Annotated in this window: 22 protein-coding genes and 2 pseudogenes; 10 read left to right on the forward strand and 14 right to left on the reverse strand. The window is 68.6% G+C overall.

Annotated elements, in window-relative coordinates; all coding sequences use genetic code 11:
- Positions 1 to 41: 41 nt before the first annotated feature.
- From KUM44_RS20225 to KUM44_RS20235, 3 genes are read left to right on the forward strand one after another with little or no spacing between them, the layout of a single operon-like run.
- The gene (locus KUM44_RS20225; protein ID WP_217209585.1) at positions 42 to 1,688 is read left to right on the forward strand and encodes an MFS transporter; all 1,647 of its coding nucleotides are present in this window, start codon (positions 42 to 44) and stop codon (positions 1,686 to 1,688) included.
- Entirely contained in the window at positions 1,685 to 2,701 is a 1,017-nt protein-coding gene (locus KUM44_RS20230) for a pirin family protein (RefSeq protein ID WP_374202055.1), read from the forward strand. The genes KUM44_RS20225 and KUM44_RS20230 overlap by 4 nt, the downstream gene beginning before the upstream one ends.
- Positions 2,698 to 3,036, forward strand: a complete 339-nt coding sequence (locus tag KUM44_RS20235) for a GNAT family N-acetyltransferase (RefSeq protein ID WP_217209587.1) — start codon at positions 2,698 to 2,700, stop codon at positions 3,034 to 3,036. The genes KUM44_RS20230 and KUM44_RS20235 overlap by 4 nt, the downstream gene beginning before the upstream one ends.
- A 59-nt stretch (positions 3,037 to 3,095) precedes the next feature.
- Here KUM44_RS20235 and KUM44_RS20240 read toward each other — a convergent pair whose 3' ends face one another.
- The 7 genes from KUM44_RS20240 to KUM44_RS20270 form a co-directional block, all read right to left on the reverse strand.
- Entirely contained in the window at positions 3,096 to 3,911 is an 816-nt protein-coding gene (locus KUM44_RS20240; protein ID WP_308402669.1) for a carbohydrate ABC transporter permease, read from the reverse strand.
- 11 nt (positions 3,912 to 3,922) lie between these two features.
- A complete protein-coding gene (locus tag KUM44_RS20245) occupies positions 3,923 to 4,816 on the reverse strand; it encodes a sugar ABC transporter permease (RefSeq protein WP_308402670.1) in 894 nt (297 codons plus the stop codon).
- 31 nt (positions 4,817 to 4,847) lie between these two features.
- Positions 4,848 to 6,098 carry a sugar ABC transporter substrate-binding protein gene (locus tag KUM44_RS20250; RefSeq protein WP_217209589.1) on the reverse strand — a complete coding sequence of 417 codons (1,251 nt, stop codon included), beginning with the start codon at positions 6,096 to 6,098 and terminating at the stop codon, positions 4,848 to 4,850.
- Positions 6,099 to 6,403: 305 nt separating this feature from the next.
- Entirely contained in the window at positions 6,404 to 7,132 is a 729-nt protein-coding gene (locus KUM44_RS20255) for an alpha/beta hydrolase (protein ID WP_308402671.1), read from the reverse strand.
- 122 nt (positions 7,133 to 7,254) lie between these two features.
- Complete coding sequence (locus KUM44_RS20260) at positions 7,255 to 9,999, reverse strand: helix-turn-helix transcriptional regulator (RefSeq protein WP_217209590.1); 2,745 nt, start codon at positions 9,997 to 9,999, stop codon at positions 7,255 to 7,257.
- A gap of 347 nt (positions 10,000 to 10,346) precedes the next feature.
- Positions 10,347 to 11,366, reverse strand: coding sequence for a helix-turn-helix domain-containing protein (locus KUM44_RS20265; protein ID WP_217209591.1), 1,020 nt, complete (start codon positions 11,364 to 11,366; stop codon positions 10,347 to 10,349).
- 113 nt (positions 11,367 to 11,479) lie between these two features.
- A complete protein-coding gene (locus KUM44_RS20270; protein ID WP_217209592.1) occupies positions 11,480 to 11,908 on the reverse strand; it encodes a hypothetical protein in 429 nt (142 codons plus the stop codon).
- Positions 11,909 to 12,307: 399 nt separating this feature from the next.
- Here KUM44_RS20270 and KUM44_RS20275 point away from each other — a divergent pair, with 399 nt between their 5' ends.
- Positions 12,308 to 12,676: a hypothetical protein gene (locus KUM44_RS20275; protein WP_217209593.1), complete on the forward strand. Its 369-nt coding sequence runs from the start codon at positions 12,308 to 12,310 to the stop codon at positions 12,674 to 12,676.
- A gap of 106 nt (positions 12,677 to 12,782) precedes the next feature.
- Here the strand turns inward: KUM44_RS20275 and KUM44_RS20280 are convergent, their stop codons facing one another.
- The 3 genes from KUM44_RS20280 to KUM44_RS20290 all read right to left on the reverse strand — a co-directional run bounded on the left by KUM44_RS20280 (position 12,783) and on the right by KUM44_RS20290 (position 15,213).
- On the reverse strand, positions 12,783 to 13,319 hold the full coding sequence (locus KUM44_RS20280; RefSeq protein ID WP_217209595.1) for a hypothetical protein: 537 nt from the start codon (positions 13,317 to 13,319) through the stop codon (positions 12,783 to 12,785).
- Between the two features lie 302 nt (positions 13,320 to 13,621).
- Positions 13,622 to 14,065 carry an SsgA family sporulation/cell division regulator gene (locus KUM44_RS20285; protein WP_217209597.1) on the reverse strand — a complete coding sequence of 148 codons (444 nt, stop codon included), beginning with the start codon at positions 14,063 to 14,065 and terminating at the stop codon, positions 13,622 to 13,624.
- Between the two features lie 155 nt (positions 14,066 to 14,220).
- A complete protein-coding gene (locus tag KUM44_RS20290) occupies positions 14,221 to 15,213 on the reverse strand; it encodes a helix-turn-helix domain-containing protein (protein WP_308402672.1) in 993 nt (330 codons plus the stop codon).
- A gap of 207 nt (positions 15,214 to 15,420) precedes the next feature.
- Here KUM44_RS20290 and KUM44_RS20295 point away from each other — a divergent pair, with 207 nt between their 5' ends.
- Positions 15,421 to 18,174, forward strand: coding sequence for a LuxR family transcriptional regulator (locus KUM44_RS20295; RefSeq protein WP_217209599.1), 2,754 nt, complete (start codon positions 15,421 to 15,423; stop codon positions 18,172 to 18,174).
- Positions 18,175 to 18,439: 265 nt separating this feature from the next.
- On the opposite strand, the gene KUM44_RS20300 is transcribed toward KUM44_RS20295, so the two are convergent.
- The 3 genes from KUM44_RS20300 to KUM44_RS20310 form a co-directional block, all read right to left on the reverse strand.
- Complete coding sequence (locus tag KUM44_RS20300) at positions 18,440 to 19,234, reverse strand: MFS transporter (RefSeq protein ID WP_254389800.1); 795 nt, start codon at positions 19,232 to 19,234, stop codon at positions 18,440 to 18,442.
- A 223-nt stretch (positions 19,235 to 19,457) separates the two neighbouring features.
- Positions 19,458 to 20,072 (reverse strand): FMN reductase, encoded by a 615-nt coding sequence (locus tag KUM44_RS20305; protein ID WP_217209601.1) that lies wholly within the window; start codon positions 20,070 to 20,072, stop codon positions 19,458 to 19,460.
- Positions 20,069 to 21,154 (reverse strand): LLM class flavin-dependent oxidoreductase, encoded by a 1,086-nt coding sequence (locus KUM44_RS20310; protein WP_217209604.1) that lies wholly within the window; start codon positions 21,152 to 21,154, stop codon positions 20,069 to 20,071. The genes KUM44_RS20305 and KUM44_RS20310 overlap by 4 nt, the downstream gene beginning before the upstream one ends.
- A 293-nt stretch (positions 21,155 to 21,447) precedes the next feature.
- Here KUM44_RS20310 and KUM44_RS47215 point away from each other — a divergent pair.
- Together KUM44_RS47215 and KUM44_RS47220 are read left to right on the forward strand one after the other, a co-directional pair.
- A pseudogene (locus KUM44_RS47215) lies at positions 21,448 to 21,498 on the forward strand (hypothetical protein); the annotation flags it as partial.
- Positions 21,499 to 21,625: 127 nt separating this feature from the next.
- Positions 21,626 to 21,751 carry a hypothetical protein gene (locus tag KUM44_RS47220; RefSeq protein ID WP_308402678.1) on the forward strand — a complete coding sequence of 42 codons (126 nt, stop codon included), beginning with the start codon at positions 21,626 to 21,628 and terminating at the stop codon, positions 21,749 to 21,751.
- A gap of 113 nt (positions 21,752 to 21,864) precedes the next feature.
- On the opposite strand, the gene KUM44_RS20320 is transcribed toward KUM44_RS47220, so the two are convergent.
- Positions 21,865 to 22,701 (reverse strand): alpha/beta fold hydrolase, encoded by an 837-nt coding sequence (locus tag KUM44_RS20320; protein ID WP_217209605.1) that lies wholly within the window; start codon positions 22,699 to 22,701, stop codon positions 21,865 to 21,867.
- A 294-nt stretch (positions 22,702 to 22,995) separates the two neighbouring features.
- Here KUM44_RS20320 and KUM44_RS20325 point away from each other — a divergent pair, with 294 nt between their 5' ends.
- From KUM44_RS20325 to wrbA, 3 genes and pseudogenes are all read left to right on the forward strand, one after another.
- Positions 22,996 to 23,721: an alpha/beta fold hydrolase gene (locus KUM44_RS20325; protein WP_217209606.1), complete on the forward strand. Its 726-nt coding sequence runs from the start codon at positions 22,996 to 22,998 to the stop codon at positions 23,719 to 23,721.
- A gap of 139 nt (positions 23,722 to 23,860) precedes the next feature.
- Positions 23,861 to 24,561: pseudogene (locus KUM44_RS20330) on the forward strand (alpha/beta fold hydrolase).
- A 299-nt stretch (positions 24,562 to 24,860) separates the two neighbouring features.
- Positions 24,861 to 25,478, forward strand: a complete 618-nt coding sequence (wrbA, locus tag KUM44_RS20335) for an NAD(P)H:quinone oxidoreductase (RefSeq protein ID WP_217209607.1) — start codon at positions 24,861 to 24,863, stop codon at positions 25,476 to 25,478.
- The last annotated feature ends 127 nt before the right edge of the window (positions 25,479 to 25,605 follow it).

Below are 25,605 nucleotides of genomic sequence, written 5' to 3' on the forward strand. Positions count from 1 at the left end.
GCCGGAGTCAACGCGTCCGCACCCACCCCGCATGGACCATCATGAGCCCCACACCCCCCTCCACACCGACACAGTCCCTCAAGCCGGATTCGGCATGGGCGCCGCTCGCGGCGCGCATCTTCCGGGCTCTGTGGATCGCCCAGTTGGTCTCCAACATCGGCAGCTGGATGCAGATGGTGGGCGCCCAATGGCTGCTGATCGGGCACGACGCGGCAATGGTGACGCTCGTCCAGACGGCCTCCAGCCTGCCCGTCGTGCTCCTGGCCCTGCCCTCGGGAGTGGTCGCAGACCGCTACGACCGTCGCAGGGTGCTCCTGGCCGCGCAGTTGGCCATGCTCGCGGTCTCCGGCGCGCTCACCGCGCTGGCCTTCGCGGATGCGCTCACCCCGGTGCTGCTGCTGGTGCTCACGTTCCTGCTGGGATGCGGCACCGCGTTGATGGGCCCTGCCTGGCAGGCGATCCAGCCGGAGCTGGTGGAACGCCGCCAGCTCGGACAGGCCGCGGCGCTCGGCGGCGTGAACATGAATCTGGCCCGCGCCGTCGGACCGGCCGTGGGCGGAGTGGTCGTGGCAGCGGCGGGCGCGGGGTGGGTGTTCGCCTTCAACGCCGCCTCCTATCTCGGCATCGCCGCCGTACTGCTGCTCTGGCGGCCTGCCCGGACGGTCGTCCCCGCCCCCAGCGGTGAGACGCTGCTGACCGCCCTCGACGCGGGCCGTCGCTACGTGTGGTACGCACCGGGCATCCGCCGGGTCCTCCTGCGCATGATCCTGTTCATCCCCGGTGGGGCCGCCCTGTGGGCGCTGCTGCCGCTGGTCGCGAGCCGCTCCCTGCACCTGGGCTCGGGCGGCTACGGGCTCCTCCTGGGCGCGGTCGGCGTCGGAGCGGTCGCGGGCGCCTTCGTACTGCCCCGCAGCAACCGGGTGCTCGGCGCCAACGGCACTCTGGGCAGCGGTGCCGTGGTCTTCGCGGGTGTCCTGGTCGTTATGGCCACCGTACGCGTCACGTGGCTGGTGGCGGTGGCGCTGCTGTTCGCCGGTCTGGCGTGGATCGGGGTCCTGTCCACCCTCAACGCGGCCATGCAGACGCGACTCCCGGGCTGGGTCAGGGCCCGTGGCCTCGCGGTCTATCTCCTTGTCTTCCAAGGCGGCCAGGCGCTGGTGGCGCCGCTGTGGGGAGCCCTCGCCGACCGGCTGGGGCTCGCCGTGCCCCTCCTGGCCGGCGGCGCGTTGCTGCTGGTCAGTGCCATCAGTCTGCGTCGCTGGCCACTGCACGGGGCGGAGGGCATCGATCCCTCCCCGTCCGAGCACTGGCCGGTCCCGCCCCTGGTGTTCGAGCCCGGGCCGGCCGCCGGCCCGGTGCTGGTCTCCGTCTCCTACCGTGTCGCCCCGGGGAACGGCTCCGCCTTCAGTGACTGCATGGATCACGTCGCCCGTTCGCGGCGGCGCACCGGAGCCCTCACCTGGGGTCTGTACCAGGACGGCCAGGCTCCCGGGCACTTCATCGAGAACTACCTCGTAGCCTCCTGGTCCGAGCATCTCGCCCAGCACAGCGACAGGCTCACCCGCACCGACCGCCGCTACGAGGAGCGGGCACGCCGTCTCCTCGTCCCGGGCACCCGGCCAGAGGTCACCCACGCGTTCGACACGTCATCGGGACCCGTCGTCCCGGAAGGAGGCGGTGCTCGGTGAGCAACGTCGAAATAGAGCCGACCGAGTCGTACCGCGGAACACCGGCCGACAGCGAACGGAGTGCGAGCGTCCCGCACATCGACGTACTCGCCCCACGGGACGTCCCCCTCGGCGGCCCACGGGCGATGAAGGTGCGGCGCACACTGCCGCAACGCGCCCGTACCCTGATCGGAGCCTGGTGCTTCGCCGATCACTACGGCCCCGACGACGTCGCTGTCACGGGTGGCATGGACGTCGCCCCGCATCCGCACACCGGGCTACAGACGGTGAGCTGGCTGTTCAGCGGGGAGATCGAGCACCGGGACAGTCTCGGCAGCCACGCGCTGGTACGACCGGGCGAGCTGAACCTCATGACGGGCGGGTACGGCATCAGTCACTCGGAGGTCTCGACCGCTCGGACGACGATCCTGCACGGCGTCCAGCTGTGGGTGGCGCTGCCCGAACAGCACAGGAACGCGGAAGGCGACTTCCAGCACCACGTACCCGCGCCCGTACGGATCGCCGGGGCCGAAATCAGGGTCTTCCTGGGCTCCTTCGCCGGGGACGACTCCCCCGTACCGACCTTTACGCCCCTGCTCGGTGCCGAGATCGTCCTGGAGCCCCGCGCGGCCGTCACGTTCGCCGTCGACCCCGGTTTCGAGCACGGACTTCTCGTCGACCACGGGCACGTCCGCATGGCCGACACGCTCCTGCGTCCTGCGGAGTTGGGATATGCCGGCACCGGAAACGACACGTTGACGTTGACGAACGAGTCGGACGACACAGCCCGGACGGTCCTGCTCGGTGGAACGCCGTTCGACGAACAGATCGTCATGTGGTGGAACTTCATCGGCCGTAGCCATGAGGAGATCGTCCGGGCCAGGGAGGATTGGCAGAACGCCTCCGACCGGTTCGGGGCGGTCGAGGGATACGACGGAGACCGTCTCCCCGCGCCGGCCCTGCCGAACGCCTTGATCGCGCCGCGCGGAAACCCCCGCGCCGCTGACCCGCACCGACCGAGAGGATCCCGATGACCCAGCCTTCCGCCACCCCGACCGTCGAGCGGGTGGACAACCGACACCGATACGAAATCCGCGTCGACGGAAAGCGCGTCGGCCTGACCGCGTACCGCGACCGTGGTGAGCAGCGGGTCTTCTTCCACACGGAAGTCGACGACGCCTTCGCCGGCCAGGGACTGGCCGCGCAGCTCGTCCATGAGGCACTCACCGACGTGCGCGGGTCGGGCAAGCGCATCGTTCCCGTCTGCCCCTATGTGGCCAAGTACCTGACCAGGCATGAGGAGTTCAACGACATCACCGACCCGGTGACCCCGGAGGTCATGCAGTGGCTGGACACCGAGTTGGGCTGACGGCCGAGTCGATCGGGAGGGGCCGCGCGGCGGCGTCCTCCCGCCTCGTCGCACCGTTGTCACTTGATGGCCCCGCTGGTGACGCCGGCGGAGACATAGCGCTGAGCGACGACGAGCAGCACGGCCGCCGGGACGGAAGCCAGAACGGCGGTGGCCATGATGGCGTTCCATTCGTTCGTGTGAGCGCCGATGTACTGGTAGATGCCCAGGGTGATCGGCCGTACGGTCTCCGTGGTGGTCAGTGTGAGGGCGAAGAGGAAGTCGCTCCATGTGAAGAGGAAGGTGAAAAGGGCGGTGGTGATCAACGAGTTGGCGCTCAACGGAAGCACCACGGAGCGGAAGGCGCGCAGCCTCCCCGCGCCGTCCACTCGCGCGGCGTCGATGATGTCCCTGGGAATGCCCTGCATGAACGACCGCAGAATGATGATCGCGAAGGGGACCCCGGCGGTCGAGTCGGCGAGGATCAGTCCGAGGTAGGAGTTCAGCAGGCCCAGGTCGTTGTAGGCGCCGTAGAGCGCGTTGGCCACGACGATGCTCGGCACCATCTGTGTGATCAAAACGCCGAAGAGCACGAGGTTGGTTCCTCGGGGGCGGAACTGGGCCAGCGCGTAGGCCGCCGGGGCGGCGAGCGCCAGGCTGAGCGCAACACTGCCGCAGGCCACGACGAGGCTGGTGACGAGGCTGCGTCCCTGATCGCGCAGTGCCGTGGCGTAACCGCTGAAGTCCGGGTGGAAGGGGAACCAGTCTCCGTGCAGTGCGTTGCCCGCCGGTTGCAGCGAGGCATTCACCATCCAGTAGACGGGAAACAGCATCAGCGCGAGCAGGACGATCCCGACGATCGTGGACGGCAGGCCACGCTTCGGCGCGCGCTTCACGGGATCTCCTCTCAGGCGTTCTGGGCGCGCCGGTTGGCGCGCAGGTAGACGAAGGCGAAGAGGAGCGAGATGACGACGAGCAGGTTGCTCATCGCGGCGCCGCCTCCGAACTCGAACTGCTGAAAGGACAGTTCGTACGACTGGGTGGCGAGGGTCTCCGTGGCGTTGGCCGGTCCTCCGCCCGTCATGACGAGGATGACGTCCAGCACCTTGACCGTGTAGACCACGCCCAGCACCAGTACGACGCTGACCACAGGCCGCAGCAGTGGCCAGGTGACATGACGGAACGACTTCACCGGGCCGGCCCCGTCCAGCTTCGCCGCCTCGTACAGATGTGTGGGGATGTCCTGTAGACCGCCGTAGAGGATCGCGGTGTTGAAGGGGATTCCGACCCATATGTTGACCAGGATCACCGACACGAGCGCCTGTGAAGTGCCGGTGAGCCAGGGGATGCCGGACGACAGCAGGTGGAGATGGCGGAGTGCGCCGTTGACGACTCCGGAGTCGGTGTCGAGCATCCACCTCCACGTCGTTCCGGAGACGACCAGTGGCAGCAGCCACGGCAGCAACAGAAGGGACCGCAGAACACCGCCGAGTGGGAAGCGCCGCTGGAAGAACAGGGCGAACGCCAGGCCGAGCACGAACTGCCCGAGCAGGGACCCGGCGGTGAACAGGACGGTGGTCAGCAAGACCTTGGGGAACAGGTCCAACGACAGGATCCTCGCGTAGTTCTCCAGCCCCACGAACGGCGCGGCACCGGTGTAGAACGTCGCGGTCGTGTACTGCTGGAAGCTCATCGCGATGTTCTTGACGACCGGGTAGCCGAAGAACATCAGCAGGTACGCCGCGGCGGGCACGATGAACATCCACTGGGCGAGGGACTCCCACATACGTGCCCGGGCCACGGCCCGCTCCCTGCCGCGCGCGTCCAACAGATCAGGAAGTCGTCGCGATTCGTTGCGCATCCTTGAGCGCTTCCTCCGGGGTCTGCTCGCCCGTGAGCGCGGACTGGATCGCGGTGTACATACCGGTCGCCGCCTTCGGCCATCTGACACCGAGCTCGCTGGTACGGGCCCGGGCCCCTTCGACGCTCTTGACGAAGGCGGCCATCGACGGGACCTGTTCGGCGTACTGGGCGGCCACCGTGGTGCGGGAGGGCACGGTCAAGTACTGCTCGGCCAGGGCGAGCTGGTTCGTGGAGTCGTTCAGGCAGGCGAGTACCTGCGCGGCCTTCTCCTGCCGTTCCTTGGAATCGCTCTGCGGGACCGTCCACACCTCACCGCCGAGCGGTGTGACAGGGGTTTGCCCCGCCCGGGGGACGGGGATGGGGGCCACACCCCAGTGCAGGTTCTTGTCCTTGTTCAGGGCGTGGATCCGCCAGGGGCCGTTGACCATCATGGCTGTCTTGCCGGCGAGGAACTGGTCGTGGAGGTCGGCCTGTGTCCAGTTCAGCACCGACTTCGACATGGAGCCGCTCTTCACCAGGTCGACCCACAGTTGGAGTGCCTGCGCGGCCTGCGGGGTGTCCAACTGCTTCTCGGTCCCGCCGTTGGACCACAGGAAGGGCAGGTACTGCCAGGTGCTCTCCGGAGTTGCGGGCGCGGAGACCGCGACGCCGTAACGCCCCGGGCGGGTCAGCTTGGCCGCCGCCGCCTTCAGCTCGTCCCAGGTCCTCGGCACGGCGACGCCGGCCTCGGCGAGCATGTCCTTGTTGTAGAAGAGGGCAATCGTGCTGACGGTGGGTGCCAGTCCGTAGACTTTTCCCTTGTAGGTGCCAGCCGACAGGATGCCCTCGGCGAACCCGCTGGAGTCGATGCCGTACTGGTCCAGCGGGGTCAGCGCGCCGGTCTGGGCGATCTGCTGCAGGTCGGGGTTGTCCACCATCAGCAGGTCGGGAAGGGTCCGTGACGACGCCTGTTGCAGGACCTTCGGGACGAGCGACGCGCCTGGAACGCTGGTGTGCTCGACCTTGACGCCTGCGCTCTTGCCACAGGTGGTGAGCCGTTCGCCCCACTGCCGGTGTTCGGACGCGTCGGTGTAGTAGTCGAGCGCGGTGATGGAGGTGACCTTGCCCGTGGCGGATCCGTCGCCGGTTCCGCCACCGCAGCCGGTGGCAGCCAGCACCAGGGCGACGGCTCCGAAGAGGGCGGCGATCCGCCGCGCCGGCGGTCTGACCGGTGAAATCATGGTGGTGCCTGTTCCCGAGTGACATCTGCTGCCGAAATGTCGGTCTCGGGAGGTGAAACGGAATCCGAGGTTCCCGCGACGACTCGGTCAGCGTAAGCGCACGAGACATGACCAAGACGTTCCGGCCGATAACAAAACGGTCTATAGAGCGTCCTCCCGGTGAACATCAACTCAGCGTTCGCCCAGGTCAGGTGTGAGGACGGAGTTGCGGCCATTGAGCTGCTCGACGGTGGCCGTCCCCACACACAGCGGCTCGGGCAGGACGCGAGACCCGGCGAGACCCTGCCGTTACCTCCATCGCCCGCTCACAAAGTTGGTCGCAGCCCGTCGCCGTCACCGTGACCAGTGCCCTGTTCGACGGCTTCCCGAATCATCGCCGCCACGGCGCCGGGCTGCGACAGCACGACGGCGTGCGAACCGTCCAGCAGGTATGCGGTGGCTGCCATGCGTTGTGCCATGAAGCACTGAGCGGCGGGGTTGAGCATCCGGTCGGCGGTCGCGATGGCGTACCAGGACGGCTTGGAGGCCCACGCCGGCGGGCCCGATCTTCCGGTCAGCGCGCTCCAGGCGATCGGGCGTTGCGCCACGGACAGGACGTCCGCGACGCGGGGCAGCAGGTCGGCGGCATACACCTGCGGGAACCGTTCCTTACGGATGTACAGCTCGCTGTCCGGATCCGCGGGAAACCGGCGGGGGATGGCGACGGTGACGGTCGCGTCGGTCACCGGCATCGGGGCAAACCGGTTCGTGATGTCTACAGCGCACTCTCCGGCGTCGAGGCCGAGCGCCGCGACATAGCACAGCGCCACGACGTTGTCGGCGTCGGTGGCGGCATGCGTGATGACCGCTCCGCCGTAGCCGTGGCCGACCAGCACGACCGGGATGTCGATCTGGCGCACCACGCTCCGGATGTAGGCGGCGTCCTGAGCCAGGCCGCGCAGCGGGTTCGCCGGGGCGCGCACAGTCAGTCCGGCGGTGTGGAGGAGTCGGATGACCCCCGCCCAGGACGACGCGTCGGTAAACGCCCCATGCACAAGCACGATGGTCGGCGGTACGGGGGTGGGTCTGTGCACGTCAGTCGCCTCCGAATGAGTTTGGTCCCAGCCAAACGCACTCACGCGGGGCAGGCATCGCGTGAACGTACCAACATGTCCGCTCAGTCGTCGCGCAAGGACATGACCACGTTGGCAAGTTGGACCCGGGAGTTGACCGACAACTTACGGAAGGCGGAACTCAGGTGAGTGTTGACCGTGTGCGGGGAGACGATAAGCAGGTCGGCGGCCGACCGGTTGGTGTGACCCTCGGCAACAAGGCGGGCGATCCTCTTCTCCGATGCCGTGAGCGCCTCCCATCCCTGGACTGGTCGCTGCCTGGTCGCTGACCTGCGGCTGCCGGCCTCCCCACCACCCATGTCACGCTGCACGCGTGCCGCTGCCGCGTGGGCTCCTGACTCGGCGAACGTGGCATGGGCGTGCGCCAGGGGGGCCACTGCTTCGGCTTTCCGGCCCGCCGCCAGTAGTGCCTGTCCGAGATCTGCGGAGGCGGCCGCCCGGACCAGCGGGCGAGGGCTCGCCTTGAGCAGTGCTACGGAACGTTCCAGCATGGCGAGATCCTTGTTCACGAGCCCGAGAGCCTGCGCCGCGATGCCCGTGGCGGTGGGCACGGCGGGGTTGCGTTCGGCGTGGGCTTGGGCCTGTGCGGCCAGATCCTCGGCGAGCCCGTGGTCCGCGCCTCGCAGGGCCACGCGTATCGCGGAGTCGACCCAGTCACGCAACAGCCGCCAGCGCATGAAGGGACCCTTTTCCTGCACCTGCCGAATCTTGTCGATGGCAAGCCCGATGTCCCCGTCGTCCTCGGCGAGGACCGCTTCCAGGAAGCGCACCGCGGCTGTGTTGCCCGGGTTCGGTTTGATCGCCAGTCTTTCCTGCGCTGCGGCCAGGTGCTGCCGCGCCGCTTCCCGGTCGCCGCGGAGAAGGGCGATCCGGGAGCGGATCACGCGAGAGTTCAACTGCTGGACGGGTACCTGTACGTCGTCCTCCAGCCGCTCCATGGTGACGAAGTCGGCCTCGGCGTCGTCGAGCATGCCAAGCCCCAGATGCTGCTGGGCCTGTGCCCACAGCAGCATCGCCTGACGGGGCGACCCGGCATTGTCCGCTGCCTGCAACAGCCGTTCGCTGGACTCGAAGTCGTCCAAGTGCTGGTACGCGACGATCTCTTCGGGAAGGAAAGCGGAGTCGACGACGCTGAGCGCGGTAAAGCGCTCCAGTGCGATGGCGTTCTCTCCCGCGTTGAGCGCGATCTCGCCGAGCCCGAACAGAGCCAGGACGTGTGCCTCCCGGTCACCGGTCGCGATGGCGTCGCGCAGCGCGTTCTCGCCGGCCTCACACGCCCCGACCAGATCATGCCCTCGGGACAGGGCCAGCGCACGCAGCGCGGCCAGCCTCGCCCGGACTTCCGGGGCGGCGCCCCCGACTGCCAGGGTCGTTTCGGCCCGGCGTCGCAACTCGTCGGCGAGATCCATGTTCCACAACGTCCCGCCGAGGGCAGCCTGCAACCGACCCAACGCCTCCAGGGGCGGCCGGAGAGCCAGCAGCTGGTCGCCGGTCGACAGCGCCTCTCGGTTCCTGCCGGCCCGTGTCAGGCAGACGATCGCCTGCTCACCCACTACGAAGCTCAACGGCCTCGCGGACGGCACCAACTTCAGGGCGCTCGTCATCAGGTCGGCCGCGAGGCCCGGCGTGACGGGCAGTACGTCGTCAGCGGCTCGCCGCAGCAGCGTCACAGCTTCCTCGTCTCCGGGCAGGGCGCCCTTGAGGATGTGCGGCACCGTGTCGATCGGCTGGTGGCCCGCGGAGACGAGGTGGTTGGCGGCCTCCCGGTGCAGAGCCTTCCGGGCCGACGGTGGGATGTCGGCGTAGACCGCCTGGCGCAACAGATCATGCCGGAAAACCAGGTGATCGCCGTCGTCGTCCAGGAGTCCGGCGCGCACCGCCTCCTCGAGCGCCGCGATCAACGTGGTGGGCGGTTGGCCGCAGAGCGCGGCGGCCTCGGGAAAGCCGAACCTGCGTCCCAGCACCGCTCCCATCTGGAGGAAGCGCAGTGTGCTGGGTTCCAGGGACCTGAGCCTGGCGCGCACACCCACGACGAGCCCTGGGTGCACAGGATCCCCCGAGACACCGGCGGTCCGCAGTCCCACGAGCATCTCGACCGCCAGGAACGGGTTCCCGCCGGCTCCGTCGAGCAGGTCCCGTACCCGCTCGTCAACGGCTGCACCCAGTGTGTCGCCAGCCAGCTGGCCGATGGCCGCGCTGGACAGTGGCCGCAATGGCACAGTAACCGTGGGGAGCTCACCCGTCGCAGCTGCGACGACCTCCTCCGCCGGACCAGCCGGCTGCTGTCGCCCGGTCAGCATCCAGAGAACCGGCGAGGTCCGCAAGCGTGTCGGAAGCTGTTTCAGGGCGAACCGGCTCAGCGGGTCGGCCCACTGCACATCGTCCAGGGCGATCAGCACCGGCACAGTGCAGGCTCTGTCCTCGATCGCCTCCGCCAGGCGTTCCACCAGCCAGATCCGCTGATCGTGGTTGCGCGCGAGATCGGCGAAGGCATCGCCGGACAGCAGCGGCTGATCGCCGTGCAGGATGCAGGCTGCCAACGACGAGAGCGGCACGATGTGATGCAGCTCATCGGCCTTGCCGAGGCCGACAGAGAATCCCGCTGCCCCAGCCCTGGCGACGGCCTCGGCAAGCAGCGTGCTTTTGCCGATTCCAGGTTCCCCCCGGATCAGGGTGAGCGCGCCGCTTCCGCTGCGGGCCACCGAGGCGATCAGTGTGTGCAGCTCTTCGAGTTCTGCCTCCCTGCCGCGCAGACCGCTTCGGGACAGCGACGAGCCTGACCCCACCACGCACGTCCCTCCTGTCTGCACTCGCCGGGCGAAGCCGTGCTCAGCCCATGCCGACCGGCGACTCCGCTCTTCGGTGTCGGCTGCCGGCGCTCGAGGTTGGCAGGCCCGGGCGGCGCGCCGGGTTTCCACTATGGCAAGAGCGGCAGCTCAGTGCACAGCTCGGTACATAGGGTGAGACGGCTGGCGGGAGCCCTGGCATGGCTGGGCGGAATGACGTCACGGGCACGGTTACCGAAGCCGGACTGGACGTTTTGCAGGGATCGATGCGGAACTCGTCGGAGGGCGTGTGTCCGTGCCGGGGCGGTGTGTTCAGCAGGATGATGATCTGGGCTGGATACTTCCTCGCCTCAGGCCGCTGCGGCCTCCGACATCCTTGACACGCCACTCGGCAACGAAGGCATACGAGGCGCTCGCGCCGCAGAGGCCCGCCACTCGGCGGGGGACATCCCGTAAGCGTCCCGGAATACCCGGCTGAAGTGGGCAGCGCTTGTGAAACCCCACTGGCGAGCCACTGCGGCGATGGTCCGGCCTGCCGCCTCCCGACGGGCAAGCTCACGTCGACACTCCTGGAGCCGGCGGCGCTGGATCCACCGAGCGACCGTGACGTCCTCGGTCTGGAAGATCTTGTGCAGGTAGCGTACGGAGATCTGGTGGGCACGGGCTATGGCCTCCGGCGTCAGGTCCGGATCGGCAAGGTGCCGGTCGATGAATTCCTGGATCCGCGGCAACAGCACATGAGTGGCGCTCGGCGTATCACCTACCTCCTGGTGAAGTCGCTCTGCGACCAGGACGGTGAGGAGGTCGACGACGTGGCGGGCCACCACCTCACCGATAGCCAACGGGTACGTTGCCGCCGTGTCCACGAGCTGGGTCAGAAGGGGTGACAGTAGTGAGCCCAACGTGGTGTCGGGGCTGATGGGTGTCGCCGTGAGCCGTTGCAGGTCGGACTCTCCCAGGCCCAGGAGCCGCCGCGGCAGGACAAGGGATTTCGTCTGGAACGGATGGGGGAAATCCATCCGCATCGGGCGTGCCATGTCGCAGAAGACGATCTCCCCGGGATGCAGGTGGGCCTCGCGGGCGTCCTGCTCGACTTCGGCGACACCCCTGACCAATTGCATGACGACCAGGTACTCGTCTTTGCCCCGTGCGATCAGCTGCGGAGTCCGCCGCGCCCACAGGGGATCGCCATCCACCGTGGCGACCTGTAGATGGCCCAGCCGGGACGTCCGGATGGTGCCCGAGCAGACCTCGTCCAGGACGGCAATGTCAACCGCGGCGAACGTTTGGGACAGGGCTGCGCGCCAGTACGTCTGTCTTTGGTCGGTTGGCACCGAATCCGTGGTGTAGACGGTGCCCGAGAGCTGCATCCCGGGTTCCGGTATCGATGAATCCGGCGACATGGTCTCCGCCCCTCAGTCGGTGTGCTTTCTGGACACCGTGCCAACGGGCGTGCGTCGGCACATCGCGTGAATCCGCTAGATCAGGGATGCAGAACCGGCATGCCGCAGATGCGTGTGCTCACGGTGCGCGGTCGGCAGGCCGTGCGGGCGAGTCGAGACTGATGGCGGCCGCCGTCGGCCACGCGCGGGACAACGGACCACTCGTGCTGGCGTCCCAGGGCAGCGAGGCGGAGTCGCGACAGTCCTTCGCGTCCCTGCACCAGCTGCTTCTCACCCTCCTCCCCGACCTCGGCACGTTGCCCGACCATCCGCGGAGGGCACTCGAGGCCGCGTTCGGCATCGCTCCCGCCGAGGGAACGCCCGACCCAATGCTGCTGCGTGTGGCAGTGCTGCCCCTGTTCGCCGAGGACTCCCGGCGGCAGCGCATCCTGCTGGTCGCCGACGACGTCCAGCACTTCAATCGCGACTCTCTCAACGGGCTGGGCTTCGTGATGCGTCGTATCACGCACGGCGGAAGCCGTGCCCGTGCTGCTGGCGGTCCGCGGGCAGACGCCCCCGGACGGTGTCGCGGGGGACCTGCGCACCCTGCTCGTGGGGTGACCAAACAGGCCGCGGCCGAACTCGCGGAAGCCCCGCCGCACGCCCGCCCGTCGGCCGGACTCGGAGCGACCTGCTGCGACAGGCCGCCGGAAATCCGCTGGCCATCATCGAACTGTGCCGCGCGGACACAACGGGCGGCGCGGGAGCACTGCCCGGCCGCGGGCTGCCGCAGACGGAGCGTATCCAGGAGTTGTACGCCGCCCGCCGGCGCGGCCTGCGCGGCCTGCGCGGCCTGCGCGGCCTGCCGGAGATGACAACAACTGATCCTGTACGCAACGGCGCCGGAGTACGAAGACCTGGCCACGATCATGGCTGCTGCCGACGCCGGGACGAATCTCAGGGCGTGGGGACCGGCCGAGGAGGCCGGTCTGATGACCGTCGTGGACGGGCGGGTGGTCTTCTGGCATCCGCTGGCACGGGCAGGCTCCTACCACGGAGCCCCCGCCCATCTCCGGCAGCAGGCCCACCGGGACCTGGCGGCTGCCCTCACGGCCGATCCTGCCCGCCGGGCCTGTCACCTCGCCGCCGGGTGCCTCGGCCAGGACGAGTCCGTGGCAGCGGCTCTTGAGGACACCGCCGAACTCGCCGAGCAGCGCGGCGGCATCTTCGCGGCGGCACAGGCGCTGGAACGGGTCGGTGGAGTGCAGCCCCGCCGGTGTACCCGTACGGGGCGGTGAAGGCGTCGGCGCGATGGTGTCGATCTTCCTGTACGCACTCGCCGCTGGGGCGGAGTTTCACACGTCGAAGATCGGCGACCGGCTCGCCCGCAGCGCTATGGACCCGTCACCGTACTCGCCATGAAACTCCTGGCAGACGAGAGCGGCCCGAGGCATCGGACGCGTCGAACGTCGGCAACGAGATGCTGACACCGATCAAGGAATTCATCGGCCCAGATCGATTGCGCTCGCGCACCATGTTTCCGTCCGTTACCTGCAACAAGCTCTTCCAGAGTGACGGCATATCGGCGGCCAGTGGGTGCGGCAGCGGCGTCAGCCGGCAAGAGCTGGGTCGGACGTCGAACCAGAGGTTGACGGTGCCGGCCGGAGAACTCCGACGGCGGCGCGTCGCGTGTTCCGCCGGGCCGACCGCCTCCAGCGCTGCACCACGCACGCCCGACGGCCCCGAACTGCGGAGCTGGGCGACCAGCGCCTGGGTACGCGCGAGCTGGTTCCGTGACGAGCTGTTCCTGAAACTGTTCAGCGCCGCCGCGCTCGGTTCCGATGCCCTGAGCGCCACAGCGGCATCCCCCGGGTGGTCCTCCTCATCGACGCAGCCCTCGGCCACACCAGACTCATCCAGAACAAGGGCGCTGAACGGCACACACGTCAGGTGCCCTGCTCGTGCGCCTGCTCACATCTTTGGTGCAGGTTTCCGCTCGCTCCCCCATGTAGGCACTCTGCTGAGCGTGCTGGGCGAGCTGCCGGAGATCCACTGCGCTGTGGGCGATCCGGCCACCGATCCTCGACCGCTTGAAGCACTTCGTCGACTGCCACGAATCGGCCGAACCTCCTCCGAGAGCTCGTCGACAAGTGTGAGCGCCTCACTGCCGGCGCGGCGCGCAGCGCGCCCGCTGGAGCCGAGTGTGCGAGAGCGAGGGGCGGCATGCTCACCGAGGCGATCCGTCACTCGCTTCCCGCCATGAGTTCGGCCACGACGCGGTCCAGGTCGATGTGAAGTCCCTCCGCGCCTGGTGGCACGACCATGTCGGTCTGCTCCAAAAACGCGGTGACCGCCGAAGCCGCGATGTCCAGCACGGCGGCCCCCGCAGCGGACCTGACGACTATGCGCACCGAGTGCCGATGGCAGCGGTGCGGGGGCGTCACCAGGACGTCTCCGACGCCCGCCGGTCGGCTCAGTCCCGCCGACAGGAGACTGCGAGCGAACACCCAGTCGACCGTCCCGGTCGACGTCCCCCCGAGGGAGAGGCACACGGCGTAGGGGTCGGCCCTGTCGTAGCGCAGCTCGGCGGGCAGCGAGGCCGACAGTTCGTCAGCGACGACGACATGCACCAGGACCTCGTGGATGACCGAGGTGCCATCGGCGGCACCGGGAAACGGCTGAGTCATTTCTTACCCCGATCAGGACTGTTCTTTGGGGGTGGCGTCTATGCAAATGACCCTAAAGTCGCCAATTGGAAGTAGCTTGCCGTAGAACGTACGACGTGTTGCCTGTTAGAGCCCCGATCCCGAACTTCCACGATCGATGATTCCCAGGGGCACGACTATGGTCTGTGGATGGCGCGATACTCGCTGGGGGACATCCCATAGGCGGCCCGGAACACCCGGCTGAAGTGGGCGGCACTGGTGAATCCCCACCGGTGTGCCACCGAGATGATGGTGCGACTCGCGGCCTCCCGATGAAGGAGATCCTGTCGGCACGCTTCCAGGCGGCGGCTCTGGATCCAGCGACTGACCGTGGTGTCCTCGCCCTCGAAGATCTTATGCAGGTAGCGCACGGAGATGTGATGGGCCCGGGCGATGACCTCAGGAGTCAGGTCGGGATCGGCCAGGTGTTGGCCGATGAACGTCCGAATCCGCAGCAGCATCACCGCATCCCCGCTTGGTGTCCCCCCGGAGACCCTGCCGAGTTGTTCATCGGCCAGGACGGTCAGCAGATCCACGACATTGCGGGCGAGCAATTCACCTGTGTGCGGTCGAAACGATCCCGCAGTGTCCACGAGCCGGGACAGATAGACGGACAGCAGTCCTCCGAGTGCCATGTCGGAGCGAAGGGGAGATGCTGTGATCTGCCGCAGGTCCGATTCGCGCAGCCCTAGAACCGGCCGCGGCAGAACAATGGATTTCGTCCGGAAGCACTCGGGAAGGAGCATCCGGACCGGCCGTGCCATGTCATAGATGAAGACTTCCCCGGGCTGCACGCCGACGTCGCGGGCATCCTGCTCAAGCCTGGCAACCCCTTTGCTCAGGAGCTTCACGACCACGTACTCGTCCTCGTCGCCCCGGGCGATGAGCCGCGGCGTGCGCCGGGCTTCGAGGGCATCGCCGTCCACCATGGTGACCTGGAGCCTGCCCAGCGGTGCCGTGCGGATCGTGCCGGAGTGCACCTCTTCGGGGACGGACATGTCCACCGCGCCGAAGGTCCGGGACAGGGCCTCACGCCAGTACTCCCGTCGCCGGTGGGTCGGCACCGTGTCCGTAGTGAGGAGGTTGCCAGCGAAGCTGTGTTCATCGAGCTGCGGTGCGCCGGTGGTCACGTTTCGTACCTTTCAAACAACGTCCATCTTCACCATCGAGCCTGGGGCGGGTCCGCGCCCGGGACATCGGCACGATGACTGCGAAGTGACTGTGGCGGGGGCTCTGCGTAGGCCGCGCTCTCGCGCACGTCCCCTGCTCCTCTGGCGCACATACAATGGTTTCACAGCGTTTTCGCTGATCAGCGCACTGCCTCTGGGGAGTATCGGGTGTCGGACGACGAGCTATTCGGCAGAGACGAGGAGTTCGCCGCTCTCGCCGCACTCATCGACGGCCTGCCCAAGGCCGGCGGGGCGCTCGTGGTCCGCGGTGCTCCTGGCATTGGCAAGTCCGCGCTCCTTGCAAGGGCCGCGCGCCAGGCGGAACTCTCGGGAGTCACCGTGCTCACCGCGTCCGGCGTGGAGGCCGAAAGCCAGCTGCCCTTCGTCGGACTGTACCAGCTGACGCGAACGATGCTGGACCAAGTTCCAGGTCTGCCGCCGGTTCAGGCGGAAGCGCTTCTGGGGGCTTTCGGATTGGCCGAGCCATCCCCCACGGGGCGCGCCCCGCAACTCTTCATGATCGCTCTGGCTACGCTCGACCTGCTCGGCGAAGCCGCCGGACAAGCGCCCGTGCTGCTGGTCGTCGATGACGCGCAATGGCTGGACGCGCCGACCGTGGGCGTTCTCGCGTTCATCGCCCGGCGGCTCGGGTCCGAACCCTTGGGAATGCTGTTCGGCATCCGCGACGGACACACCACGGGCCTGGATGCCCTCGCACTGCGCGAGCTCCGGCTCCGCCCCCTCACCAGGACCGAGGCCGGAGCCCTCCTGGATGCGGTGGAGCCGCAGCTGGAACCGCCGCTCCGGCACCGGGTGCTCGACGCGGCCGCGGGCAACCCCTTGGCCCTCATCGAACTGCCTGCCGCGCTGCGTGAGCGGGGAGCAACTGCCGAGGCCCTGACCTCCTCAGCCATTCCCCTCACCTCAAGACTTGAACAGGCATTCGCATCCCGGCTGCTCAACCTGCCGTCCGAAGCGTGCAGCGTGCTGCTCGTCGCGGCCTCCGACGACGAAGGGGAGCTGGGCGAGGTGCTCGCGGCCGCTTCGATACTGGCGGGCACCGACCTCTCGCCGGAATCCTTGTCTCCTGCGCTGGCGATCGGCCTGGTCACTGCGGACGAACACCGGATCCGGTTCTGCCACCCTCTCGTACGGTCGGCGGTCCTGCAGACCGCTTCGCTCGCCGAGCGCCTCGCCGCGCACCGCGCGCTGGCCACGGTCCTGGACGGTCAGCCCGATCGTCAGACCTGGCACAGGGCTGCGGCCAGTGACCGGCGCGACGAATCTGTCGCCATGCAACTGGACCTGACAGCCGCCAGAGCAGAGGCCCGAGGCGCGTCAGCCGTGGCCCTTGCAGCCCTGGAGCGGTCCATGGCGCTCGGCGAAAACCCTGCGCGCAAGGGAAAGCGCCTGCTCAAGGCAGCAGAACTGGCCCTCGAACTCGGCAGGACGGATCAAGCCGCGGCCCTGCTCCAGTTGTCGGAACCACTGGAGCGTGACGTGCTGGAGCGGGCCCGCGCGGTGCTGCTGAGCGAGGGGCTCGAACTCGATGTGTCGACCAGCATCCCGCGTCTGCATCTCCTCATCGCCACGGCGGAGGAGGCGGCGGCCGCCGGTGATCCCGAACTCGCACTGCGGCTTCTGCGAGCGGCCGCGCGACGATGCTGGTGGTCCGACCCGGGGCGTGCTCTGCGCGAGCGTGTGGTGGCCGCGGCCGAGCGGCTGCCCGTGCCAGAGCTGCACCCGGACCTGATATTCGTCCTGGTCGGCGCGACTCCGCTCGAGCGTGGCGCGACGGTGATCGAGCGGTTCGAGCGCCTGGAGAGGCAGGGCGGCTTCGACGCCTTGGCCGCCTCCACGCTCGGTACGGCGGCCACGATGATGGGTGGCTACGACCACGCGGCGGGCTTCCTCCGTCACGCGGCGGCCGGCCTGCGGGCCCAGGGACGCCTGGGGCTCCTCGCCCAGACCTTGGTATCGCTGTCGTTCACCTCGGCGCACATCGTGGACTGGGAATCAGGCCTGCCGAGCGTGGCCGAGGCCATCCGGCTCGCAGAGGAGAACGCCCAGCCTCGCTGGCTCACCGGTGCGCTCATCGCCAAGGCCCACTTCTCGGCGGTGCTCGGGGACGTGGAGACGGCGCAGACCGTCATCGAACAGGCCGAGCGCCAGGCACTGGCCGTGGCGAGCCCCTCCAACCTCGCCTTCATCCAGATCACGAGAGGTGTGATCGGACTCGCGGCCGGGCGTCACGCCGAGGCGTTCGCCTGCGTGTGGCGGGTCTTCGACCCTACGGACCCCGCGCATCATCCCTATCTCCAGACCATCGCGATCTCAACGCTCGCCGAGGCCGCCGTGAGTGACGAAGAACGGGCCCTGGCGCGCAAGGCCCTCAGTCGGCTCGACGAATCGGCCGCGACCACAACAGCCCGGCTGATCAGGGCGAACCTGGGGCTCGCGCACGCCCTGCTGGCAGACGACGAGGACGCCGAGGCGTCGTTCCGGTCGGCGCTTGCCCTGGACCTGTCCCGGGATCCCTTCACGCGGGCCCGCCTCCTGCTCGCGTACGGCATTTGGCTGCGCCGTCGGCGCCGGGTGATGGAGTCCCGCGCGCCACTGCGGATCGCCAAGGGCTCCTTCGCCTCGTTGGGGGCCCAACCGTGGCACGAGCGCGCCTGCCAAGAGCTCCGCTCCGCGGGTGAGGGTGGCGCGCAGAGCATGTCCTCAGACTGGGATGTGCTCACCCCGCAGGAACTACAGATCGCGCAGCTGGCCTCGACGGGGCTCTCCAACCGGGAGATAGCCCAGCAGCTCTATCTCTCCCACCGCACCATCGGAGCACACCTGTATCGGATCTATCCGAAGCTGGGGATCACATCCCGTGGCCAGCTGCGGGACAAGCTCCAGCTGGGCGGATGGTAACCGGATTCCGACGGCCGCGGTCTGCACCCCTGCTTTCACCCTCTTCCGCCTTCGGCTTCCTCCAGCCCGAGGGCGGCAGGCCCCAGCTGTTGAGGTGGGCATGCGCATCGGGGTCGAGCTGGTAGATGGTGTGCCGGCCGAGAATGAGGGTCGTCTGCACGGCCATCTCGATCAGGACTGCGGCCAGACCGATCAGGACGATGCTGCGCTGTCCGAAGCCGGCGAGTGTGAACGCCACGGCAACGACGGCGAGCGCAGCACCCGGTCATGGCCGCGTCAACTTGCGGTCGGCCCAGTGCCCGGCCAACGGAGCCACGGCCGCACCGGGCGCTCCGACGAGGGCGAAGATACCGACTCCCACCTCGGAGTAGTGGAACCGGGGCCCGGTGGGGACGTACGAGATGGTCGCGGTCATCCAGAAAGCGCTGAACGAACCGAGCATCGCCGCCTGGTACAGCCCACGCCGCAGCAACTCCGGTTGAGGACACACCAGTTGGACGGTGGGGCACAGCACCTGGGCATAGGGCATGGTCGTGGTGGGCGTGTGCTGCGGCAGCGCCGCACGCAGGGCTTTGGCGAGGAGAGCCATGAGGGCGGCGGAGCCGAGGTAGACGACGCGCCGGCCGGCGAGGTCGGAGACCAGGCTGCCAAGGGTCCGGGAGAGCAGGATGCCGGCGAGCAGGCCGCTCATCACCTGGCCGACGATGCGGCCGCGGGCGTGGTCGGGGGCCAGGCTCGCCGTGAAGGGCACGAGGATCTGCGCGACGACCGACGTTGCGCCGCTGAGCAAGGACGCCGTCAGCAGCACGGGGAAGTTCGTGGCGAGCCCGGCCGTGACGAGGGCGAGCGTGGTGACCGCCAGCAGCCCGGTGATCAGGCGGCGCTTCTCCAACCGGTCGCTGAGCGGGACCAGGAGAAGCATGCCGACCACGTAGCCGACCTGGGTGAGGGTGATCAGCCAACCTGCGCCCGCCGTGCTGACGTGTGAGGAGAGCAGCGGCTGGGCGTAGTACAGGTTGGCGACGGTCATGCCGGAGGCGACGGCCAGCAGCGCTATCAACAGCCCGGCACGCCGTGCGAGGTCTTTTTGTGGCGGGCAGGCGTGGGGCCTGGAGTTCAGATGAATCAGATATGAGTACCTTCTTGGGGCGAACCGAGCAGCCCGGCCCGAGAGGCCGGCCGGGCAGAACCTGCCGCGGCGCCCCCGGACCGGAACGCAACCGGATCACTGGACAGACACTGTGCGACGACGTGCTCACTTCGGGGCCCGCCTGGCGTCAGCCTCAGTCGAAACGCAGATCGGAGAGCTGCCGTTCGAGCGCGGCGGTGTCGTCCGTGGGCGTCTCCTCGGCCGGGCGGGCGGCCACCAGGGCGGCCAGCTCGCCGCCCGCCCGCCGTATGCGCGCGGGCAGGCCCTCGGTGTACTCGTCACCGCCGGATCCCCAGTCCTCGGACGCCGCGTACACCGCGGTGGGTACGACGGCGGCGCGCAGGTAGGCGAAGAGCGGGCGCAGGGCGTGCTCCAGGACCAGGGAGTGGCGGGCCGTGCCTCCCGTCGCCGCGACGAGGACCGGCTTTCCGGTGAGGGCGTCCGGGTCGATCAGATCGAAGAAGGACTTGAACAACCCGCTGTAGGAGGCGGTGAACACAGGGGTCACGGCGATCAGGCCATGGGCGCCCGACACCGTCTCGATCGCGGCGGCCAGCTGCGGTGACGGGAATCCGGTCACGAGGTTGTTGGCGACGGCGACGGCCAGTTCCCGCAGCTCGACGACGTCGGTCTCCACGTCGTAGCCCTGAGCGGCGAGTTCACTGCGGGCCGACTCGGCGAGATGGTCGGCGAGCAGGCGGGTGGAGGACGGGGTGCTCAGCCCTGCGGACACGGCGACGAGTTTCATGCGGCGGACACCTCCTGAACAGCCCGCAGCGACTCGTGGGTGGGAGCGTCGGGCACGTCGGCCGAGCGGCCGATCGCGAACTCCTTCCGCAGTACGGGCACCACCTCCTCGCCAAGGATGTCCAGCTGTTCCAGAACGGTCTTCAGGGGCAGGCCCGCGTGGTCCATCAGGAACAGCTGCCGCTGGTAGTCGCCGACGGTCGTACGGAAGGACAGCGTCCGCTCGATGACCTCCTGGGGAGAGCCCACCGTCAGCGGAGTCTGCTCGGTGAACTCCTCCAGCGAGGGCCCGTGCCCGTAGACGGGCGCGTTGTCGAAGTACGGGCGGAACTCCCGTACAGCGTCCTGGGAGTTCTTCCGCATGAACACCTGCCCGCCGAGGCCGACGATGGCCTCTTCGGGCCGGCCGTGACCGTGGAAGGCGTACCGCCGCCGGTACAGCTGGACCATCTGCCTCGTGTGCTCGGCGGGCCAGAAGATGTTGTTGTGGAAAAAGCCGTCGCCGTAGAAGGCCGCCTGCTCGGCGATCTCCGGCGAGCGGATCGAGCCGTGCCAGACGAACGGCGGTACGCCGTCCAGCGGCCGGGGCGTGGCCGTGAACCCTTGCAGGGGCGTACGGAACTTCCCCTCCCAGTTCACGACGTCCTCGCGCCACAGCCGACGCAGCAGCGCGTAGTTCTCCTTGGCGAGGTTGAGGCCCTGCCGGATGTCCTGGCCGAACCACGGATACACCGGGCCGGTGTTGCCGCGCCCCATCATCAGGTCGACCCGGCCGTCGGCCAGGTGCTGGAGCATCGCGTAGTCCTCGGCGATCTTCACCGGGTCGTTGGTGGTGATCAGCGTCGTGGCGGTGGAAAGGATCAACTTCTCGGTACGGGCGGCGATGTAGCCCAGCATCGTGGTCGGCGACGACGGCACGAACGGCGGGTTGTGGTGCTCACCGGTCGCGAAGACGTCCAGGCCGACCTCCTCCGCCTTCAGCGCGATGGCAACCATCGCCTTGATGCGTTCCTGCTCCGACGGGGTACGGCCGTTGGCCGGGTCGGGGGTCACGTCCCCCACCGAGAAAATTCCGAACTGCATGGGTGCCTCTTCGTTCCGGCGACTGTGTGTGCCGGAAATGTAGGCACCGGTCGGACGGTCGACATGCCTGTCCGCGCAGAGGAGCTTGCCCGTCAGCGCCCTCTCCCGGCCCGCATGGTGGGCCGCTGCCTCTCTGGCCGTAAGTGTGCACCGGTGGGCAAGTGCAGGGGCACTCGGAGGCAATCGTCGTACCCGGTCAGCTGTCTGGCGTGTCAGGGCCACAGGGCGGCGATCGCATCCCCTCCCCCTGGCCGGCTCGGCAGCGCTTGTCGGCCTTGCCACTCGACACACCGGTGGGGCCTGGCGGCCGACTGCTGTCCCAAGGGCGGCAAAGGCGCCTCGCCACGGCACGCGCCGTACTGAGGCGTCCGCCGATCCTGCTGCTCGACGAGCCGGTGGCCGGCCTGGACCGCCCCACCGCCGAGGCGCTCCTGGCCGCACTGCCCGAGGCCCTGCCCGAGGACCGCGTTGGTGATCGCCCTTCAGGAGCAGGACCCCGACCCGCTGGACGACACACCGACCACCGTCGTACGGCTCGGCCGGACCGCCGAACGGCAGCACGCCGGCAAGCTGACGACTGAGCACGTACGGAGGTAGACCACGGTCAGAGTCACAGCCCCGGCGATACGCGAACTGCCCGACCGGATTTCCGGTCGGGCAGTCGGCGTTGGTGGGCCCTGCGTGGTGCGGGACGGCGATCCTGCGGCGGGTCACTTCCTCAGGAAGGTGAGCAGCGCCGCGTTGACCTCCTCCGCATGGGTCCACAGCAGGCCGTGCGGGGCGCCTTCGATCTCCACGTAGTCGGCGGACGGGAGCGCCTTGTGAAACGGCCGCGCGGTTCCCTCGACGGGCAGGATGCGGTCGCCCGTGCCGTGCAGGATCAGGGCGGGGACGTCGATGGCCGGTATGTCGGCCCGGAAGTCGGTGTACCAGGTCGACGGCGCGGCGGCCGCGGCGAAGAAGCCGCCGCCCGCGGCGACGTTCCAGCTGTTGCGGACGGCCTCCTCGCTGATCCTGGTGCCGAGGTTCTCGTCGAGGTTGTAGAAGTCCTGGTAAAAGGCCGTGTAGTACGCGTAGCGGTCCGCCTTGACGGCCGCGACGACACCGTCGAAGAACTCCTTCGGGGCGACCCCGCCCGGGTTGTCGTCGCTCTTGAGCAGGCAGGGCTCCAGCGAGGCCAGGAAAGCGACCTTGGCGACCCGGGCGGAGCCGTAGGTGGACACGTACCGGGCGACCTCACCGGTGCCCATCGAGAACCCGACCAGGACGGCGTCCCGCAGGTCGAGGGTCTCCATCACCGTGTTCAAGTCGGCCGCGAAGGTGTCGTAGTCGTAGCCGGTCGTCGGCTGGCTCGACTGCCCGAAACCGCGGCGATCGTAGGTGATCACGCGGTAGCCGGCGTCGAGCAGGACGGCGCTCTGCCGCTCCCAGGAGTGGCCGTCGAGCGGGAAGCCGTGGATGAGGACGACCGGCTGCCCGGTTCCGTGGTCCTCGTAGTACAGGTCGATGGTGGTGGAGTTCTCCTGGCCCACTTTGATGTACGGCATGCGTTTGCTTCCTCGTTTCCGGATGGCTGATGCGTGGATGGGAACACGGTCACGTTAAGGCGGACGCCGCGCCGCCAGTTGTCGCACAGCGCACCACTCCTTGCCCACCGACGCAGAGGTCACGGGCACGGGCGCGGACAGGACGGGGGCCGGGCGCGGACAGGCAATGCGCCCTCTCCCTTCCTTCTTACTGTTCCGTTCGTGCCTGCGGCTCTTCGCTTGCCCGGAGACCGGTCCGCCGCGACCAGCCGGGACTTGCCTCAGCCGACCAACGCTCTCCACAAGGAGTCATGCATGTCCCGTTCCGGCAGCCCGACCGTCGTCCTGGTTCACGGTGCATTCGCTGACGCCTCCAGCTTCTCCCGTGTCATCCCCGAGCTGATCGCCCGCGGCCTGGACGTGGTGGCCCCGGCCGTGCCCAACCGCAGCCTGCTCGGTGACGCCGCCCACATCGCCTCGCTCGTCCGCCGGATTCCCGGCCCGGTAGTCCTGGTGGGCCACTCCTACGGCGGTGCCGTCATCACCGTCGCCGGCGCGGAGGACAACGTCACAGCGCTGGTCTACCTGGCCGGGTACGCCCTGGAGAAGGGCGAGAGCCTCGGTGAACTGCTGGGCCGCTTCCCGGATTCCGACCTCGCCGACGCGCTCGTTCACACCCCCTTCCCGATCGAGGGTTCGGCCACTCCCGGCACCGACGTGTCCGTCCGGATCGACAGGTTCCCCTCCGTGTTCGCCGCCGACATCGAGCCTCGCCTCGCCCACGTCCTCGCCGTCTCCCAACGCCCGCTGGCCGCACAGGCGTTCGCCGAGCAGGCCCCGGTCGCGGCCGGGAAGACCAAGCCCTCCTGGGGCCTGGTCGCCTCGGCCGACCGCACCCTCAACCCCGATGTGGAGCGCTACAGCTACCAGCGGGCCGGGATGACCACCGTCGAGGTCGACTCCTCGCACCTGGTGATGCTCGCCCACCCCAAGCGTGTCACCGACCTGATCCACGAGGCGGTCCGGGCCACCGCCCTGTGACCCGCCTCGGCTGCCGGGCGCCGCGCCGTCCGGGGCCGAACCGATGCCGGCTGCCACGGCCCCCGAACGACGCGCCGCTCACCTGCTGACTCGTCCCCACCGGGACGGCCCTGCTGGACACCATCGTAGGAAGCGAACGATGAATTCACCGATCTCACGCCGTACCGTCGCCGTTTCACTCCTGGCGGGCGCCGCCGCCCTCGGAAGCAACGGCGCTGCATTCGCTGCTCCGTCACCGGCAGTGGACAGCCGACGCACCGTCACCGGCATGCCCCCACCACCGTCCTGGTCCATGGCGCGTTCGCCGACGCCTCCAGCTGGAACGCCATCGTCGAACGGCTCCAGCGGCAGGGCCACCAAGTCCTGGCACCGGCCCTGCCACTGCGCGGGCTGGCCAGCGACGCCGCCCACATCCGCAGCTTCCTGGACAGCGTTCCGGGCCCGATCGTGCTAGTAGGCCACTCCTACGGCGGAGCGGTCATCAGCGTCGCCACGGCAGACACATCCCGGGTCAAGGCGGTCGTCTACATAGCCGCCTTCGTCCCGGCCATCGGCGAAAGCGCCCTGGAACTCACCGACACGTACCCGGGCAGCACCCTGGCGCAGGCAACGTGCACCCAGTACTACCCTCTCCCCGGAGGTGGCCAGGGTTGGAAGAAGCTCCCCAGTTGGTGCCTCGTTGCCACCGAGGACCGCAACATCCCTCCGGCTGCCTTGCAGTGGATGGCCGAACGTGCCCGCGCCCACACTGTCAGGGTCCGCGCACCCCATGCGGTCGCCGTGAGCGACCCGGGCCCCGTCACCGAACTGATACTGCGCGCCGCCCGTTCGACCCGCTGAGCGAGTTCCACCGTGCCCGGTGAGGAGCGCCTCCTGTGCACCGATGGGCAAAGCCTGGTGCGCCGAGAGTCAGAGCGTCCTCGAACCGGCAACCTATCGTCACTTTCCAGCAGGAACCACCCACCGCGGGCATCAATCCCATTCGAGGGCAACCCGAGCCGATTTGTGGTTCAACATTAAACAATATAGTTTACTGTTCAACTAGATGGGCGACGCGCGGTCGGCGGGGCGGATTCTCTCCGCCGAGCGGCACAGCACCTGAAAAGACATCGACAGCAAGGCATTTGGAGGCCCACATCATGACCAACCCCGTCAAGCTCGCCGTCATCTACTACTCCTCGACCGGCTTCAGCGCCGAGATCGCCAAGGAGATATCGGACGCCGCGGAGAAGGCCGGAGCCGAAGTGCGCCTGCTGAAGGCCGCGGAGCTCGCTCCGGAGGCGGCCATCGCGTCCAATGAGGCCTGGGCCGCGCATGCCGCAGCCAGCGCCGGCATTCCGGTCGCCACTCCGGCGGACGTCGAGTGGGCCGACGCCGTGATCTTCGGCACCCCGACCCGCTTCGGCAACATCTCCTCGCAGCTGAAGCAGTTCATCGACACCCTCGGCGGGCTGTGGGCCCAGGGCAAGCTGGCCAACAAGGTCTACAGCGGCTTCGTGACCACCGCCACGACGCACGGCGGCCAGGAGTCCACGCTGCTCGCCCTCTACAACTCGATCCACCACTTCGGTGGTCTCGTCGTCTCCCCCGGCTACACCGACCCGGTGAAGTTCATCGACGGCAACCCCTACGGCACCTCCCACGTCGACGCCCAGGGCAACAACCCGGTCGGCGACCAGACGCGCAACGCCGCCCGTCACCAGGCCGAGCGTGTCGTGCAGGTCGCCGGCGCCCTCAAGGTCGGCCTCGCCTCCTGACCCGACCCCTCGCCGGTGCGCCCGTGGCACCCCCGCTCGCGGGCGCACCGGCTCCGGCGGTGCCAGACGCATACGCATCACCAACGCCTCCCGGTCTCACCTCCACGTCTCCCAGCTCCGGCTCTTT

Origin of the sequence: Streptomyces sp. AC550_RSS872 (assembly GCF_019049285.1) — a bacterium.
Lineage (GTDB): Bacteria > Actinomycetota > Actinomycetes > Streptomycetales > Streptomycetaceae > Streptomyces.